We start from the raw sequence: 14,563 nt of genomic DNA, 5'->3' as shown, positions 1-14,563 counted from the left end.
ACCGATACGCCAGTGTACCGATACGCTCGCGTACCGGTACACTGGCGTATCGATTGACATAGGACACAGTGGAAGCGGGTTTCACCGACCGCCGTGCGCGAGCGGAGGCCCGCGCCGTGATCCGGACCGGAGTGAGGAGAAGAGCACATGACGTCGCAGGCCGCGGACGGACCGGAGACGGTCGCCGCCTCGCGCCGCTCCAAGATCACGCCCGAGCGTGAGCGGGAGTTCTTCGACGCCGTGCTCGAACAGATCCGGGAGTGCGGCTACGACTCGGTCACCATGGAAGGGATCGCCGCCAGCACCCGGTGCAGCAAGTCCACGCTGTACCGGCAGTGGAAGACCAAGCCCCAGTTCGTGGCGGCGGCGCTGCGCGCCAACCGCAAGGGGCGCTTCGCCGGCATCGACACCGGCTCGCTCGCCGAGGACCTGCGCCGGGCCGCGCGCGCCGCGGGGGACTGGTCCGGCAAGGACGCCCAACTGATGCAGGCCCTCGGCCACGCGATCACGCAGGACCCCGGACTGCAGCAGGCACTGCGTGAGACGCTCATCGACCCCGAGATCGCCGCGCTCCGGCAGATCCTCGCGCGCGGTGTCGAGAGGGGAGAGGTGCGCGCCGACCACCCGGCCCTGGAGTACGTGCCCGCGATGATGTTCGGCGTGCTGCGCGCGCGGCCCGTGCTGTGCGGCGAGTACGCCGACTCCGGCTATCTGCTGCGGTTCGTGGAGGCCGCCGTGCTGCCCGCACTCGGGCTGACCTGAGAACCGGGCCGCCGTCCACGGGATGACCGGACGGCGACCTGTACGCGCCGCACCGTGGGGACGGGGGCGGCGCGCACCGCCGGCCGGGTGGGGTTCCTCTGGAGCGGAGGGGTACCCCCCCGGCCGGCTCATGTGCCGGCCGGGGGGCGGCGGGTCAGACGTTCTGCCCGTTGCCGCCGCCCGACGACACCTTGATGCCCTTGGTGATCTCGTCGACGACCGACGTCCGGTTCCCGAAGTCGACGCCGAAGCGCACCACGACGATCCGCTTCGGGTCGGCGGGGGAGGGGAAGGCGAGCGACTCCACGTAGCCGTCGGCGCCCTTGCTGGTGACCGCCCGCCAGCGCACCAGGTAACCCTTCTGCCCGGCGACCGTGACCGCCTCGGAGGCAAGCACCTTGTGGGAGGTGATGCTGCCGTAGGTGGTACCGCCGTAGGACTGCTTGGCGTTCGCCGCGATGTCCGCCTTGGCGACCTCCTCGGCCGTCTCGCCCTTGTCGCCGAGGAGCAGCGCGGGTGCCGAGAAGGCGCCACCGGTGGTGCAGGTCTTGGTGGTGTCGCCGGGGCACTTGTAGGAGTCGTTCGAGGTCACCTGCGCGCCCGCCTCGCTCGCCTGCCCGGTCCAGCCGTCCGGCACGGGCATGCTGATGCCGTCGATCGGATCGCTGACCGTACCGCCGCCCTTGACCTTCGGAGGCTCGGACTGGCCCGGCGAGGGCGACTGGCCGCCCGGACCGCCGTCGCCGCCGTTGCCGGATCCGCCGCCCGGGCCGCCGAACGGCCCGCCCTGGCCCTCGGAGCCGCCCTGGCCGCCGGGCCCGCCCCTGCCGCCGGGACCCTGCTGCGAGCCGGCCCGGTCGCTGCCGCTGCCGCCGTCGCCGGAGAGCGCGTACACGCCGACCCCGATGCTGGTGAGTACCGCGGCCGCCACCGCGACGGCTATGCCCGTGCGAAGTCCGCGCCGGGGAGGGGCCGGCGGCTGGGCGGGATAGGCCGGGTAGGCCTGATATGCCGGCTGCGCGCCTGTCGGCGGTACCTGTGTCGGGGGACCCCATACGGCGGCCGACCCGGCGGGACGGGTCTGCTCCGTCCATGCCTTGCCGTCCCACCAGCGTTCGGTGGCGGGACCGTCACTTGTCTGCCCGGGGTCGGGGTACCACCCGGGAGGAGTCACCTGCGTCATGCCCCCACCGTATGAGGCGTCGGTGAAAGAGGGATGAGAGCCCCCGGTATCGGCCCGGTCCTTCGGCCGTGGCCGCGGTCGCTCCGGCCCGGCGCCGGTCCGCTCCCCGCCACGCGGGGTGCGGCAGCCGCCCCCCTCCTGCGGCCGGTGTCCCCGGGGCGGCGGCTCGCGCCTTCCGCAACCGGCTCCCTTTTACCGTCCGTTGACGGTGCGTCACCCCGGAGTGGCTGGTGGGAGCCGGTGGACGTCGCCCGTCCGCATCGCTGTTCACTCGTCACGGCAACAGGTGTCCCGACCGGCCTCCGGTGGGCCGACGGGAGGGCTACGCTCGAGATCTGTACTTCGTTCGGGCGACTGGGGAGGTAACGGGATGACGGAGGTACGGCCCCCTGCGGTCGCCTCGGCTCCACTGTGGGAGCGCGACGCGGAGATCGCCACCGTCACGCAGGCGCTCGACGACCTGTGCGCGGACCGTTCGTCCTCCGGGAAGCTGCTGGTGTTCCGCGGTGAGGCGGGCCTCGGCAAGACGGCGCTGCTGGCCGAGACCCGCCGTATCGCCGAACGGCGCGGCTGCACCGTGTGGTCCACCCGCGGCGGCGAGACACTGAGGTCCGTCCCCTTCAACGTGTTACGGCAGCTGCTGCAGCCCGCGCTGGTCTCGCTGCTGCCCGAGGAGGCCCGCGAGTACCTCGGCGACTGGTACGGCATCGCCGGTCCCGCCCTCGGCATAGCGGAACCCGGCGAGGGGCACGCCGACCCGCAGGGCGTGTGCGACGGACTGGTCGCCGCCGTCCGCAGGCTCGCCGGGCGGTGGTGGCCGCTCGTCCTGCTGATCGACGACGCGCACTGGGCCGACCAGGAGACCCTGCGCTGGCTCGCCGCGTTCACCGAACGCCTCGACGACCTGTCAGTGCTGGTCGTCGTGGCCCGCCGGCCCGGCGAGGTCAGCGGCGACAGCGCCCGCCACCTCGACGCGGTGGTCGAGGGCGCCCCCGTCAAGAGCCTGAGCGCCCTCACCCCCGACGCCACCGCCGGCCTCACCCGCGCCACCCTCGGACGGCACGCCGACGCCCCGTTCTGCCGGGAGGTCTGGGCCGTCACGGGCGGCAACCCGTACGAGACGGTCGAACTCCTCGCCAAGGTGCGGGACGGCGAGTTCGAACCGGTCGAGACCCACGCCGGTGAACTGCGCGCCCTGAACCGCTCGGCCCGCGGCGGCGGGATCGTCGCCCGCCTGGAGGACCTCGGCGTCGACGCGACCAAGGTCGCCTGGGCGGCCGCCATCCTCGGCACCGGTATCACCGTCGAGCTGGTCGCCCAGCTCGCCACCATGCGCGACGACGACGCCCGGCGCTGCGCCGAACAACTGGTGGGCGCCCGCATCCTCACCGAACCCGACCCCGCCGCCGCCCGCGTCGACGACGGCGAGCTGGAGTTCGTCCACCCGCTCATCGCGACCGCCGTGTACAACTCCATCCCGCCGGCGATGCGCACCGCGATGCACGGCATCGCCGCCCAGGTCGTCAGCGAGACCGGCCGGGGTGCCGCCGCTGCCTCCCGGCACCTGCTGGAGGTGCATCCGGACGAAGACGAGGAACTCGTCGAGCAGCTGCGCGAAGCCGCCCGCGAACATCTTGCCGTCGGCGCGCCGGACGCGGCCCGACGCTGTCTGGAACGCGCCCTGGTGGAACCGCCCCGGCCCGATGTCCACGCGCACGTACTGTACGAACTGGGCTGCGCCACCCTTCTGACGGCGCCCGCGACCACCATCGACCACCTGCAGGCCGCCCTCGCCATGCCGGGACTCGACGGCGACAAACGCATCGACGCCGTCGTCCGCCTCTCCCAGGCCCTGCTCCACAACGACCAGCTGGAGGAGGCCGTCCGCACGGTCGAGGCGGAGGCCGCCCGGCAGGAGCCGGGACCCGCCAAGATGCGGCTCCAGGCCGTGCACTACATGTGGGAGGGACTCCACGCATCGGACGCGGCCACCCCGGGACGCTCCGAGAACCTCGCCGCGCTCGCCCGCACCTGCACCGGCCGGGACAACTCCGAGCGTGCCCTGCTGATCCTGCGCGGCTTCGACGCCATGACGCACGGCGAGAGCGCCGAGGAGGTCGTCGAACTGTGCGACCGGGCCCTCGTCAACGGCCGCCTCGCCCCCGGACTAGGCTGGACCGACACCGAGTGGGGCATCGAGCTGCTGCTGATGCTGGCCAACGCCTACGTGTACACCGACCGCCTCGACCGCGCCGAAGCCCTCTACACGGACGCTCTGCGCGCCTACGAGACCGCCGGCTGGAGCGGCGGCCACCTCGCCCTGGCCCACGCCTACCTCGGCCTCGGCCATCGCAGGCGGGGCCGGCTCAGGGAGGCGGAGGCGTCCCTGCGGGAGTCGCTGCGCCTCGCCGAACGCGTCGGACGCGGTCTGCCCCTGTACTGGTCGGCCACGTGCAACCTGGTCGACACGCTGCTCGCCCGCGGCCATGCCGGGGAGGCCTGGGAAGTCGCCGAACAGTACGGCTTCGCGCCGCCGTACCCGTCCACCATCGTGCTGCCGGACCCGCGCTCCGTACGAGGCCGGCTGCTGCTCGCCGTCGGCCGCACCAAGGAAGGCGTCAACGAACTGGAGGCCGCGGAGAAGGCGGCCGCCGCCCGCGGCCACCACAACCCCGTGATGGTCCCGTGGGCCGTCGAGCTCGCCCGGGCCCTCGCCACCGAGGACCCGGCCCGCGCCGCCCGGCTCGCAACCGACGCCCGGCGGGACGCCGAGCGGTTCGGCACGGACACCGCCATCGGCGAGGCCCTGCGCTGCGCCGCCGCACTCGAGACGGGCCAGCGCGCGGTCCGTCTCGCCGCCCAGGCGGTCGCCTATCTGGAGGCCTCACCCTGCCAGTACGAACACGCGGCCGCCCGCGTCGAGTACGGCATCGCCGCCCGTTCCGTCGCGGAGCTCAACCGGGGACTCGCGCTCGCGCGGTCGTGCGGCGCGGACGGACTGGTGGCGCGGGCCCGGGAGGTACTGGAGACGGGACGCGGGCTGCGGTAGATCGCATACGACATTGCATACGCCTCTGGGTGCGTCTATCGCACACCACTTCGTATACGTCTTTTGTATACGTTTTCTCGCATACGTTTCTCGCATACGTTTGGCGCGTACGTTTCTCACACACAGACGTCACCCGGCGGCGCCGTCCTCCTCCGCCAGCACCCGCTGGGCCGTGGCGAACGCCTGGTTGGCCGCCGGCACCCCGCAGTACACGGCCGTCTGCAGCAGCACCGCACCGATCTCCTCCGGTGTGAGCCCGTTGCGCCGCGCCGCCCGCACATGCATCGCGAGTTCCTCGTAGTGGCCGTGCGCGACCAGCGCCGTGAGCGTGACCATGCTGCGCTCACGGCGGGAGAGCGTCGGGTCGGTCCAGATCTCGCCCCACGCATAGCGCGAGATGAAGTCCTGGAACCGCGCGGTGAACGGGGTCTGCCGGGCCTGCGCCCGGTCCACGTGCGCGTCCCCGAGCACCTCCCGCCGCACCGCCATGCCCCGCCCGGCCGCCTCGCCGAAGTGGCCGCGCAGGGCGGTCAGTACCGCATCGGGGCACTCGGCGGGCGCCAGGTGGGAGGCGCCGGGGAGTTCGACGAGCGTGGCCCCGGGCACCGCGTCCGCGATCTCCCGCAGATGGGCGGGCGGAGTGGCCGGGTCCTGCCGGCCCGCGACGAGCAGGGCCGGCACCGCGATGTCGGCGAGCCGGTCGCGCAGGTCGAAGGCGGCCAGCGCGTCGCAGCAGGCCGCGTACGCCTCCGGGGCGGCGTCGCGGTGGTCGGCGACGAGCCGCGGCACCGTGAAACCGGGCGTGAACCAGCGGGCGTCGGCGTTCTCGGCCAGCCACTCGAGGCCTTCCCGGCGGACCCGCTCGGCCCGCTCCCGCCACGGCTGTTCGCCGCCGAAGTGGGCCGAGGAGCAGATCACGGCGAGGGACGTGAGCCGTTCGGGATGGTGCACGGCGAGGTGCAGCCCCACCGCGCCGCCGAGGGACACTCCGGCGTACGCGAACCGCTCGATGCCGAGGGAGTCGGCGAGCGCGAGCACCAGCGCGGCCAGGTCGCCGACGGTCGCCCCCGGCCCGATCAGGTCGGCCGCCGAACCTCCGTGCCCGGGCAGATCCCAGCGGACCACCCGGTGGGTGACGGACAGTTCGGGGGCGAGGGCGTCCCACAGGGCGTGGGAGGTGCCGAGCGAGGGCCCGAGCAGCAGCGGGGGAGCGGAAGCGGGGCCTTCCGCAAGGCAGTTGAGTAGTGCGCCAGTCAACGTCGCTCCAGGGCACGGTCGGTGAGGGCTTCGGCGGAGCCGGTGTAACGGGCGGGGTCGGTGAGCTCGTCGAGGTCGGCGTCCTTCAGCTCCGGCTGCTCGGCGAGGAGGCCACCGAGGTCGCGGCCCTCGGCGTGCGCACGGCGGGCGAGTTCGGTGAGCAGCTCCTTCGCACGGGCCCGGCCGAGGAGCGGGGCCAGTTCGGCGGACAGTCGCTCGGAGACGATCAGCCCGTGGGTGAGGCCGAGGTGTTCCCGCATGGCCTCCGGGTGGACCCGCAGCCCGTCGGCCAGTTCGGCGAGGTCCCGGGTGGCGCCGCCCACCATGCGCAGCAGGTCCCGCAGCGGCTCCCACTCGGCGTGCCACGCCCCGGCCGGCCGCTCGTCGTCGGCGGCCAGCGACCCGTACAAAGTGGCCGCGAGCTGCGGTGCCCGCCGGGCGACGGCCGCCAGCATCGTGGCCCGTACCGGGTTCGCCTTGTGCGGCATGGCCGAGGAACCGCCGCCGGCCCCCTCGGTGACCTCGCCGATCTCGGTGCGGGACAGCGTGAGCACATCCGCGGCGATCTTGCCCAGCGCCCCGGCCGTGAAGGCCAGGCACCCGGCGAGGTCGGCGATCGGCGTGCGCAGGGTGTGCCAGGGCAGCAGGGGCTCGCGCAGGCCGGTCTCCCTCGCGTAGGCGGCGGGCAGGGCGACAAGGTCCTGGGCGCCGTACGCCGCGAAGGCCGCAAGTGTCCCGGCGGCGCCGCCGAGTTGCACCGGCAGCGCGTTCCGCACCGCCGTCGCCCGGTCCCGGGCGTCCAGCACGAGCGACCGCCACCCGGCCGCCTTCAGCCCGAACGTCGTCGGCACGGCGTGCTGGGTCAGCGTCCGGCCCGGCATCGGTGTGCCGCGGTGCTCCGCGGCCAGCGCGGCCAGCGCCCGCTCCGCGCGCGCCAGGTCGGCGAGGATCAGCTCCAGGGTGCGCGAGGAGACCAGCATCGTCGCGGTGTCCATGATGTCCTGGCTGGTCGCGCCCCGGTGCACGTAGGGGCCGTACTCCTCGCCGACGGCCTGCGTCAGGTCGGCCACCAGGGGGATGACCGGGTTGCCGCCGGCACGGGCGCGCTCGGCGAGGGAACGCACGTCGAAGCGGTCGGCCCGCGCCGCCTCGGTGACCGCCGTCGCGGCCTCGGCAGGGGCGAGGCCCAGCGCGGCCTGGGCGCGGGTCAGGGCCGCCTCCGCGTCGAGCAGGGCCCGTAGATGGGCGGTGTCGCCGGTCGCGGAGGCGGCGGGGGAACCTGCCCAGCCGGGGGCGAGCAGGCCGGGGTCGTCGGGGCCGGAGGAAGTCACTGGAACTCCAGGAAGACCGTCTCGCCTTCGCCCTGAAGGCGGATGTCGAAACGGTATGTGCCGTTGCCCTCGCCGGCGGCGACCAGCGTGGCGCGTCGCTCGTCCGTCAGCCGGGACAGCAGCGGGTCGGTGGCGTGCGCCGCCTCGTCGCCCGGCAGGTAGATCCGGGTGAACAGGTGCACCAGGAGCCCGCGCGCGAACACGCACACGCTGATGTACGGCGCACTCCGCCCCCGGGGGCCGGGCCGCAGCGTGCGCGCGTACCAGTGGCCGTCGGCGTCCGTCTGGGAGCGGCCCCAGCCGGTGAACTCCACGCCGTTGCGGCCCAGATAGCCGCCGGTGGCCGGGTCGCGCCGGATCGAGCCGTCGGTGGTCGGCACATTGCCGTCGGGGTCCGCGCCCCACAGCTCCACGAACGCGTCGGGCAGCGGCTTGCCCTCACCGTCGAGGATGTAGCCGTGCACCGTGATCGTGTCCGGGTGCCCGAGGGGCGCGATCTCCTCGCCGCCGCGGAAGGGCAGCGCGTACCCGTAGAAGGGGCCCACGGTGTGCGAGGGGGTGGGCAGCACACTCTCCGGCCTGCTGGTGTCGGTCTTCGTCATGGCGGGTCAGCGCCCTTCCTCGATCCAGGTGGCGTTCGGGCCGTCCAGCACGATGTCCCAGTGGTAGCCCATCGAGAACTCCGGTACGGACAGACCGTGGTCGTAGGTCGCGACCAGCCGCTGCCGCGCCGCGTCGTCCGTCACCGACTGGATGATCGGGTCGTAGGGGAACAGCGGGTCGCTCGGAAAGTACATCTGCGTCACCAGCCGCTGCGTGAAGGCCGTGCCGAACATCGAGAAGTGGATGTGGGCCGGACGCCAGGCGTTGAGGTGGTTGCGCCAGGGGTAGGGGCCCGGCTGGATGGTCGTGAAGTGGTAGCGGCCCTCCGCGTCGGTGATCGTGCGGCCGACGCCGGTGAAGTTCGGATCGAGCGGGGCGTCGTGCTGTTCCCGCTGATGGGCGTAGCGGCCGGCCGAGTTGGCCTGCCAGATCTCGATCAGCTGGCCGCGTACCGGGCGGCCGTCGCGGTCGAGGAGGCGGCCGGAGACGGTGATGCGCTCGCCGATCGGCTCGCCGGTGTGCTGCCGGGTGAGGTCGTTGTCGATCTCCGTGATGTCGCGCTCCCCGAAGGCGGGGGAGTGCAGCTCCACCAGCTCCGGGTCGTTGGCCACGTCGATGGTGACCGGCGGCTGCTTCGGGTGGCGCAGGACGGAGGAGCGGTAGGGGGCGTAGTCGCGGCGCGGGTGGTGCTCCACGGGCGCGCCGGCGGCGACACGCTTCTCGTACGCGGCGTGCTCGGCCGCGATCTCCTGGTCGATGTCGTGCTGGGTGAGGGACATGGTGGGGTCCTAGCGTTCGAGGACGAGGGCGCGGCCCTGGCCGACGCCGATGCGGAGGGTGGCGACTCCCGGGCCGGAGGCGCCCAGCGGATGGCCGGCGGCGATGGCGCCGCCCTGCGGGTCGAGGATTGCCTGGTCGAAGTCCGGCCGTTCGGTGAGGCAGCCGAGGACCGCGGCCATACGGCCGGCGGGGGTGCGCACGGCGTCGACGACGTACACGTCCCTCATGACCGGCTCCCTCCGGCACATCGGCCACCGCTTCCAGGGGCCGTGGCGGCCACCTTGTCCATCCGTGACGCCCCATCTCCGTGAATTAATCAGCGCACTGAGCATCCGACGAGATGCGGCACACGCTGCCACCGGCAGCACCACACCGTCAAGAGGAGGTCTGACAGGAGAGGCGTGACGGCAGACAGGGGCGTCGGTGCGCGAGTATCGTCAGTGCACCGATGAAGACGACCACGGGAGCGCACATGGCCGCGGTGGATCTCTCCACCCACCCCGGGCACCTGGCCCGACGGCTCCAGCAGGCGCACTACCTGCTGTGGAACACGATGGTCTCGGAGGAGATCACCTCGCCGCAGTTCGCGGTCCTGAACGCGCTCGTCGCCGAACCGGGCCTGGACCAGCGCACCGTCGGGGAACGCGTGGGCCTCGACCGGTCGACGATCGCCGAGGTCATCAGCCGCCTTACCCGCAGGGGACTGCTGGACAAGGTGCGCGACCCGCAGGACGGCCGCCGCTTCCTGCTGCGGCCCACCGACGACGGCCTGCGCACCCACCGCAAGCTGACCGTGCGCACCGCCCGGATGAACCAGGTCTTCCTCGCACCGCTCTCCGCCGAGGAGCAGCGGCTGTTCCTCGACCTGCTCCGCCGGGTCTCGGACGCGGCCGAGGGGCTGCGCAACCCCGCGGAACCCCTCGCCGCCCAGCCCTGAGCCGGCTGCCGGGCCCCGCCCCGGTCAGCGCTCCCCGCACACGGTTCGCGCAGGCGCCCATGGGTACCCGGCGCCACCCCGGAACCCGAACGCGTAACGGCGACCGGCGCGCACACGCGACGGAAGGGAGCGCGACACGATGAAGGCAGTGACCTGGCAGGGCAAGCGGGACGTACGGGTGGAGGACGTGCCCGACCCCCGGATCGAGGAGCCGACCGACGCGGTCATCCGGCTCACCTCGAGCGGGCTGTGCGGCTCGGACCTCCATCTGTACGAGGTGCTCACCCCGTTCATGACCCCGGGCGACATCCTCGGCCACGAGCCCATGGGCATCGTCGAGGAGGTCGGCCCCGACGTGTCCGGCCTGAAGCCGGGCGACCGCGTGGTGGTGCCGTTCCAGATCTCCTGCGGGCACTGCTTCATGTGCTCGGCCGGACTGCAGACCCAGTGCGAGACCACCAGCGAGGGCATGGGCGCCGCCCTGTTCGGCTACACCAGGCTGTACGGCGCGGTACCCGGCGCGCAGGCCGAGTACCTGCGCGTACCGCACGCCGACTACGGTCCGATCAAGGTCCCCGAGGGCCCGTCCGATGACCGTTTCGTCTACCTCTCCGACGTGCTGCCCACCGCCTGGCAGGCGGTCGCCTACGCCGACGTACCGCCCGGCGGCAGCGTCGCCGTGCTCGGCCTCGGCCCCATCGGCGACATGGCCTGCCGGGTCGCCCTGGCGCGCGGCGCCGGGCGGGTGTTCGGCCTCGACCTGGTCCCGGAGCGGCTGGAGCGGGCCCGCCGACGGGGCGTGGACACGTACGACATCAGGGACTTCGACAACGAGAAGGAACTGGTCGCCGCGATCCGTGACGAGACCGGTGGACGCGGCCCGGACGCCGTGATCGACGCGGTCGGCACCGAGGCGCACGGCAGCGCCGCCGCCCGCCTCGTCCAGCAGGCCGCCGCGGTGATGCCCCGCAAGCTCGGCGGCCCCCTCGCCGAACGCTTCAGCGTCGACCGGCTCGCCGCCCTGTACACCGCCATCGACCTGGTGCGCCGCGGCGGCACGATCTCACTCAGCGGCGTCTACGGCGGCATGGCGGACCCCATCCCGATGCTCACGCTCTTCGACAAGCAGATCCAACTGCGGATGGGCCAGGCCAACGTGCGCCACTGGAGCAGCGACATCGTGCCCTACCTCACCGACGACGACCCGCTCGGCGTCGACGACTTCGCCACGCACCGGATACCGCTGTCCGAGGCGCCGCGCGCGTACGACATGTTCCAGAACAAGCAGGACGGCGCGGTCAAGATCCTGTTCCAGCCCTGACCGGCAGGACGCCGGGGCGCCCTACGGCCCGAGGATCTCCCCGAGGTCGTAGCGCACCGGCTCCTGCAACTGGGCGTACGTGCAGCTCTCCGGGGTCCGGTCGGGGCGCCAGCGGCGGAAGCGCGCGGTGTGCCGGAAACGGGCGCCGTTCTCCATGTGGTCGTAGGCCACCTCGGCGACCCGCTCCGGCCGCAGCGGCACCCAGGACAGGTCCTTCCTGCCCGACCAGCGGCTCGGCGCCCCGGGCAGCCGGGCCGTCTCGTGGGCGGCCTCCTGAGACCACGCGGCCCACGGATGCCCGGCCACGTCGTCCATGCGCAGCGGCCGGAGCTCCTCGATCAGCTCGGCCCGCCTCTTCATCGGGAAGGCCGCGGACACGCCCACGTGCTGGAGCCGGCCCTGGTCGTCGTACAGTCCGAGCAGCAGCGAGCCGACCACGGGCCCGCTCTTGTGCAGGCGGTAGCCGGCGACCACGACGTCGGCGGTGCGCTCGTGCTTGATCTTGAACATCACCCGTTCGTCCGGCCGGTAGCGCAGGGTGAGCGGCTTGGCGATCACCCCGTCGAGACCGGCCCCCTCGAACTGCTCGAACCACTGCCGTGCCACCTCGATGTCCGTCGTCGCCGGCGCCAGGTGCACCGGCGCCGTCACCCCGGACAGCGCCCGCGCGAGCAGCGCCCGCCGGTCGGTCAGCGGCGCGTCCATCAGCGACTCGTCCTCCAGGGCCAGCAGGTCGAACGCCACGAGGGAGGCCGGGGTCCTCTCGGCGAGCATCCGTACCCGGGAATCAGCCGGATGGATGCGCTCGGTGAGGGCGTCGAAGTCGAGCCGCCCCTCACGGGCGATGACGATCTCGCCGTCCAGCACGCAGCGCCCGGGCACCCGCTCCCTGACCGCCGCCACCAGCTCCGGGAAGTACCTGGTCAGCGGCTTGCCCGTGCGGCTGCCCAGCTCGACCTCGTCGCCGTCGCGGAACACGATCGCCCGGAACCCGTCCCACTTCGCCTCGTACTGCATGTCCGGCGGGATGCTCGCCACCGACTTGGCGAGCATCGGCTTCACGGGCGGCATCACCGGCAGATCCATGCTCTGATTCTGCTCGCACATTCCGCGCGCCGCCCGGTGTGCGGGGTGTGTCCGCTGCGCCTACCGTGGCCGCATGGGTGATGCGGTGGAGCTGGAGGTGGGCGGGCGGACCGTGCGGCTGTCCAGCCCGGACAGGCTGTTCTTCCCGGAGCGCGGCTTCACCAAGCTGGACCTCGCCCGGTACTACGCGGCGGTCGGCCCCGGCATTCTGCGCGCCCTGCGCGACCGCCCCACCACCCTGGAGCGTTATCCGGAGGGCGTGGGCGGCGAGTGGTTCTTCCAGAAGCGCGCCCCCAAGGGCATGCCCGACTGGATTCCCACCGCCCACATCACCTTTCCCAGCGGCCGCAGCGCCGACGAGATGTGTCCGACCGAGGAGGCCGCCGTGGTGTGGGCCGCTCAGTACGGCACGCTCACCTTCCATCCCTGGCCGGTGCGCCGCACGGACGTAGACCATCCCGACGAACTCCGCATCGACCTCGACCCGCAGCCCGGCACCGACTACGCGGACGCCGTGCGAGCCGCCCACGAGCTGCGTGCCGTCCTCGACGAGTACGGCGGTCTGCTCGGCTGGCCCAAGACCTCCGGCGGGCGCGGCCTGCACGTGTTCGTCCCCATCGAACCGCGCTGGACCTTCACGCAGGTGCGACGCGCGGCGATCGCCGTCGGCCGCGAGATGGAGCGGCGGATGCCGGAACACGTCACGATCAAGTGGTGGAAGGAGGAACGCGGCCGCCGTATCTTCCTGGACTACAACCAGACGGCACGGGACCGCACCATCGCCTCCGCCTACTCCGTACGGCCCCATCCGCACGCCCCGGTCTCGGCACCGCTGCGCTGGGAGGAGGTGGGGGTCGCGCAACCCCGGGACTTCGACCTCGCGACGATGCCCGCCCGGTTCGCCGAACTCGGCGACGTGCACGCGGACATGGACGACCACGCCTTCTCCCTGGACGACCTGCTCGAACTCGCCCGCCGGGACGAACACGACCACGGACTGGGCGACCTGCCCTACCCGCCCGAGTACCCGAAGATGCCCGGGGAGCCGAAGCGGGTGCAGCCGAGCCGGGCGCGGCGCGGAGGGACCGCCTGACGGATCGGACTCCGCCTCACCGCTTCTCAGGGAGCTCACGAGAGCGCTCTCACCAGGGGCCCGCGGCCGGGCTATCCTGATCCGCACACCGGTGAGGAGTCCCGATTTGGCCGAGACAGCGTCACGTCCCACGCTGGAGGCCGTGGCCGCGCGGGCCGGGGTGTCACGGGCCACCGTGTCACGGGTCGTCAACGGCGGCGACGGCGTCCGGGAGCCGCTCGTCGAGCGGGTCCGGCGGGCCGTCGAGGAACTCGGCTACGTTCCCAACCAGGCGGCGCGCAGTCTGGTGACGAAGCGGCACGACGCCGTCGCCGTCGTCATCGCCGAACCGGAGACCCGGGTCTTCGCCGACCCCTTCTTCGGGCTGCAGTTGCGCGGCATCAGCAAGGAGCTGACGGCGCACGACAACCAACTCGTGCTGCTGCTCACGGAGGGCAGGGACGACCACGCGCGCGTGGCCCGCTATCTCGCCGGCGGCCATGTCGACGGCGCGCTCGTCTTCTCGCTGCACCTCGACGATCCGCTGCCCGGGCTGATCCGGGGCGCCGGCGTCCCCACGGTGTTCGGCGGGCGGCCGGGCTGGAGCGACGAGGCCGGCGGCGCGGTGTACGTGGACAGCGACAACCGGGGCGGGGCCCGCAGCGCCGTGCGGCATCTGGCCGCCCTCGGGCGCAGGCGGATCGCGCACATCACCGGGGCCCTGGACCAGACGTCCGCGGCGGACCGGCTCGACGGATACCGGGACGTCATGGGCGGCGCCGACCCCCGGCTGGTGGAGCAGGGCGACTTCACTCCGGCCGGAGGTGAACGGGCGATGCGGGAGCTCCTCGACCGCTGCCCGGAGCTGGACGCCGTCTTCGCCGCCAACGACCTCACCGCCTCCGGCGCCCTGCGCGTCCTGCGCGAGCGGGGGCGGCGGGTGCCCGAGGACGTCGCGGTGATCGGCTTCGACGACATGCTGCCCGTCGCCGAGCACACCGACCCGCCGCTGACGACGGTCCGTCAGGACATCGAGGAGATGGGCCGCCTGATGGCCCGCCTCCTGCTGGACGGCCCGGACCCCCACCGCCACGGCGAGGCCACCGCGGCCGGCGCGCCGACCGGCGTGGTCCTGCCGACGACACTGGTGCGACGCGCCACCGCTTAGCCCGCGGCCCGGCG

Annotated in this window: 12 protein-coding genes and 1 pseudogene; 6 read left to right on the top strand and 7 right to left on the bottom strand. The window is 73.1% G+C overall.

The window, feature by feature from the left end; genetic code table 11:
• The first annotated feature begins 147 nt into the window (after positions 1–147).
• Entirely contained in the window at positions 148–762 is a 615-nt protein-coding gene (locus ACFY0F_RS22905; RefSeq protein ID WP_388797235.1) for a TetR/AcrR family transcriptional regulator, read from the top strand.
• 154 nt (positions 763–916) lie between these two features.
• Here the strand turns inward: ACFY0F_RS22905 and ACFY0F_RS22900 are convergent, their stop codons facing one another.
• Positions 917–1,945 carry a DUF2510 domain-containing protein gene (locus tag ACFY0F_RS22900; RefSeq protein WP_388797232.1) on the bottom strand — a complete coding sequence of 343 codons (1,029 nt, stop codon included), beginning with the start codon at positions 1,943–1,945 and terminating at the stop codon, positions 917–919.
• A 370-nt stretch (positions 1,946–2,315) separates the two neighbouring features.
• Here ACFY0F_RS22900 and ACFY0F_RS22895 point away from each other — a divergent pair, with 370 nt between their 5' ends.
• Positions 2,316–4,994 carry an ATP-binding protein gene (locus tag ACFY0F_RS22895; protein WP_388797229.1) on the top strand — a complete coding sequence of 893 codons (2,679 nt, stop codon included), beginning with the start codon at positions 2,316–2,318 and terminating at the stop codon, positions 4,992–4,994.
• 129 nt (positions 4,995–5,123) lie between these two features.
• Here ACFY0F_RS22895 and pcaD read toward each other — a convergent pair whose 3' ends face one another.
• From pcaD to ACFY0F_RS22870, 5 genes and pseudogenes are all read right to left on the bottom strand, one after another.
• Positions 5,124–6,251 (bottom strand): 3-oxoadipate enol-lactonase, encoded by a 1,128-nt coding sequence (gene pcaD / locus ACFY0F_RS22890; protein WP_388797226.1) that lies wholly within the window; start codon positions 6,249–6,251, stop codon positions 5,124–5,126.
• Positions 6,248–7,582 carry a 3-carboxy-cis,cis-muconate cycloisomerase gene (gene pcaB / locus ACFY0F_RS22885; protein WP_388797223.1) on the bottom strand — a complete coding sequence of 445 codons (1,335 nt, stop codon included), beginning with the start codon at positions 7,580–7,582 and terminating at the stop codon, positions 6,248–6,250. The genes pcaD and pcaB overlap by 4 nt, the downstream gene beginning before the upstream one ends.
• A complete protein-coding gene (gene pcaG, locus ACFY0F_RS22880; RefSeq protein ID WP_388797220.1) occupies positions 7,579–8,184 on the bottom strand; it encodes a protocatechuate 3,4-dioxygenase subunit alpha in 606 nt (201 codons plus the stop codon). The genes pcaB and pcaG overlap by 4 nt, the downstream gene beginning before the upstream one ends.
• A gap of 6 nt (positions 8,185–8,190) precedes the next feature.
• Entirely contained in the window at positions 8,191–8,964 is a 774-nt protein-coding gene (pcaH, locus tag ACFY0F_RS22875; protein ID WP_388797217.1) for a protocatechuate 3,4-dioxygenase subunit beta, read from the bottom strand.
• 9 nt (positions 8,965–8,973) lie between these two features.
• A pseudogene (locus ACFY0F_RS22870) lies at positions 8,974–9,141 on the bottom strand (3-oxoadipyl-CoA thiolase); the annotation flags it as partial.
• 296 nt (positions 9,142–9,437) lie between these two features.
• Between ACFY0F_RS22870 and ACFY0F_RS22865 the strand changes: the two are divergent.
• Both ACFY0F_RS22865 and ACFY0F_RS22860 read left to right on the top strand, forming a co-directional pair.
• Positions 9,438–9,902 carry a MarR family winged helix-turn-helix transcriptional regulator gene (locus tag ACFY0F_RS22865; protein ID WP_388797895.1) on the top strand — a complete coding sequence of 155 codons (465 nt, stop codon included), beginning with the start codon at positions 9,438–9,440 and terminating at the stop codon, positions 9,900–9,902.
• Positions 9,903–10,041: 139 nt separating this feature from the next.
• Complete coding sequence (locus ACFY0F_RS22860; protein WP_388797214.1) at positions 10,042–11,223, top strand: zinc-dependent alcohol dehydrogenase; 1,182 nt, start codon at positions 10,042–10,044, stop codon at positions 11,221–11,223.
• Positions 11,224–11,244: 21 nt separating this feature from the next.
• Here ACFY0F_RS22860 and ACFY0F_RS22855 read toward each other — a convergent pair whose 3' ends face one another.
• Entirely contained in the window at positions 11,245–12,309 is a 1,065-nt protein-coding gene (locus tag ACFY0F_RS22855; protein WP_388797211.1) for an ATP-dependent DNA ligase, read from the bottom strand.
• Positions 12,310–12,382: 73 nt separating this feature from the next.
• Here ACFY0F_RS22855 and ligD point away from each other — a divergent pair, with 73 nt between their 5' ends.
• Together ligD and ACFY0F_RS22845 are read left to right on the top strand one after the other, a co-directional pair.
• On the top strand, positions 12,383–13,402 hold the full coding sequence (gene ligD / locus ACFY0F_RS22850; RefSeq protein ID WP_388797208.1) for a non-homologous end-joining DNA ligase: 1,020 nt from the start codon (positions 12,383–12,385) through the stop codon (positions 13,400–13,402).
• A 106-nt stretch (positions 13,403–13,508) separates the two neighbouring features.
• Positions 13,509–14,549, top strand: a complete 1,041-nt coding sequence (locus ACFY0F_RS22845; protein ID WP_388797205.1) for a LacI family DNA-binding transcriptional regulator — start codon at positions 13,509–13,511, stop codon at positions 14,547–14,549.
• Positions 14,550–14,563: the final 14 nt, after the last annotated feature.

The sequence above is a fragment of the Streptomyces sp. NPDC001544 genome (assembly GCF_042894285.1).
In the GTDB taxonomy this organism is placed as follows: domain Bacteria; phylum Actinomycetota; class Actinomycetes; order Streptomycetales; family Streptomycetaceae; genus Streptomyces.
The sequence above is the reverse complement of the archived record's forward strand: the minus strand, read 5'-3'. Positions and strand labels throughout refer to the sequence as shown.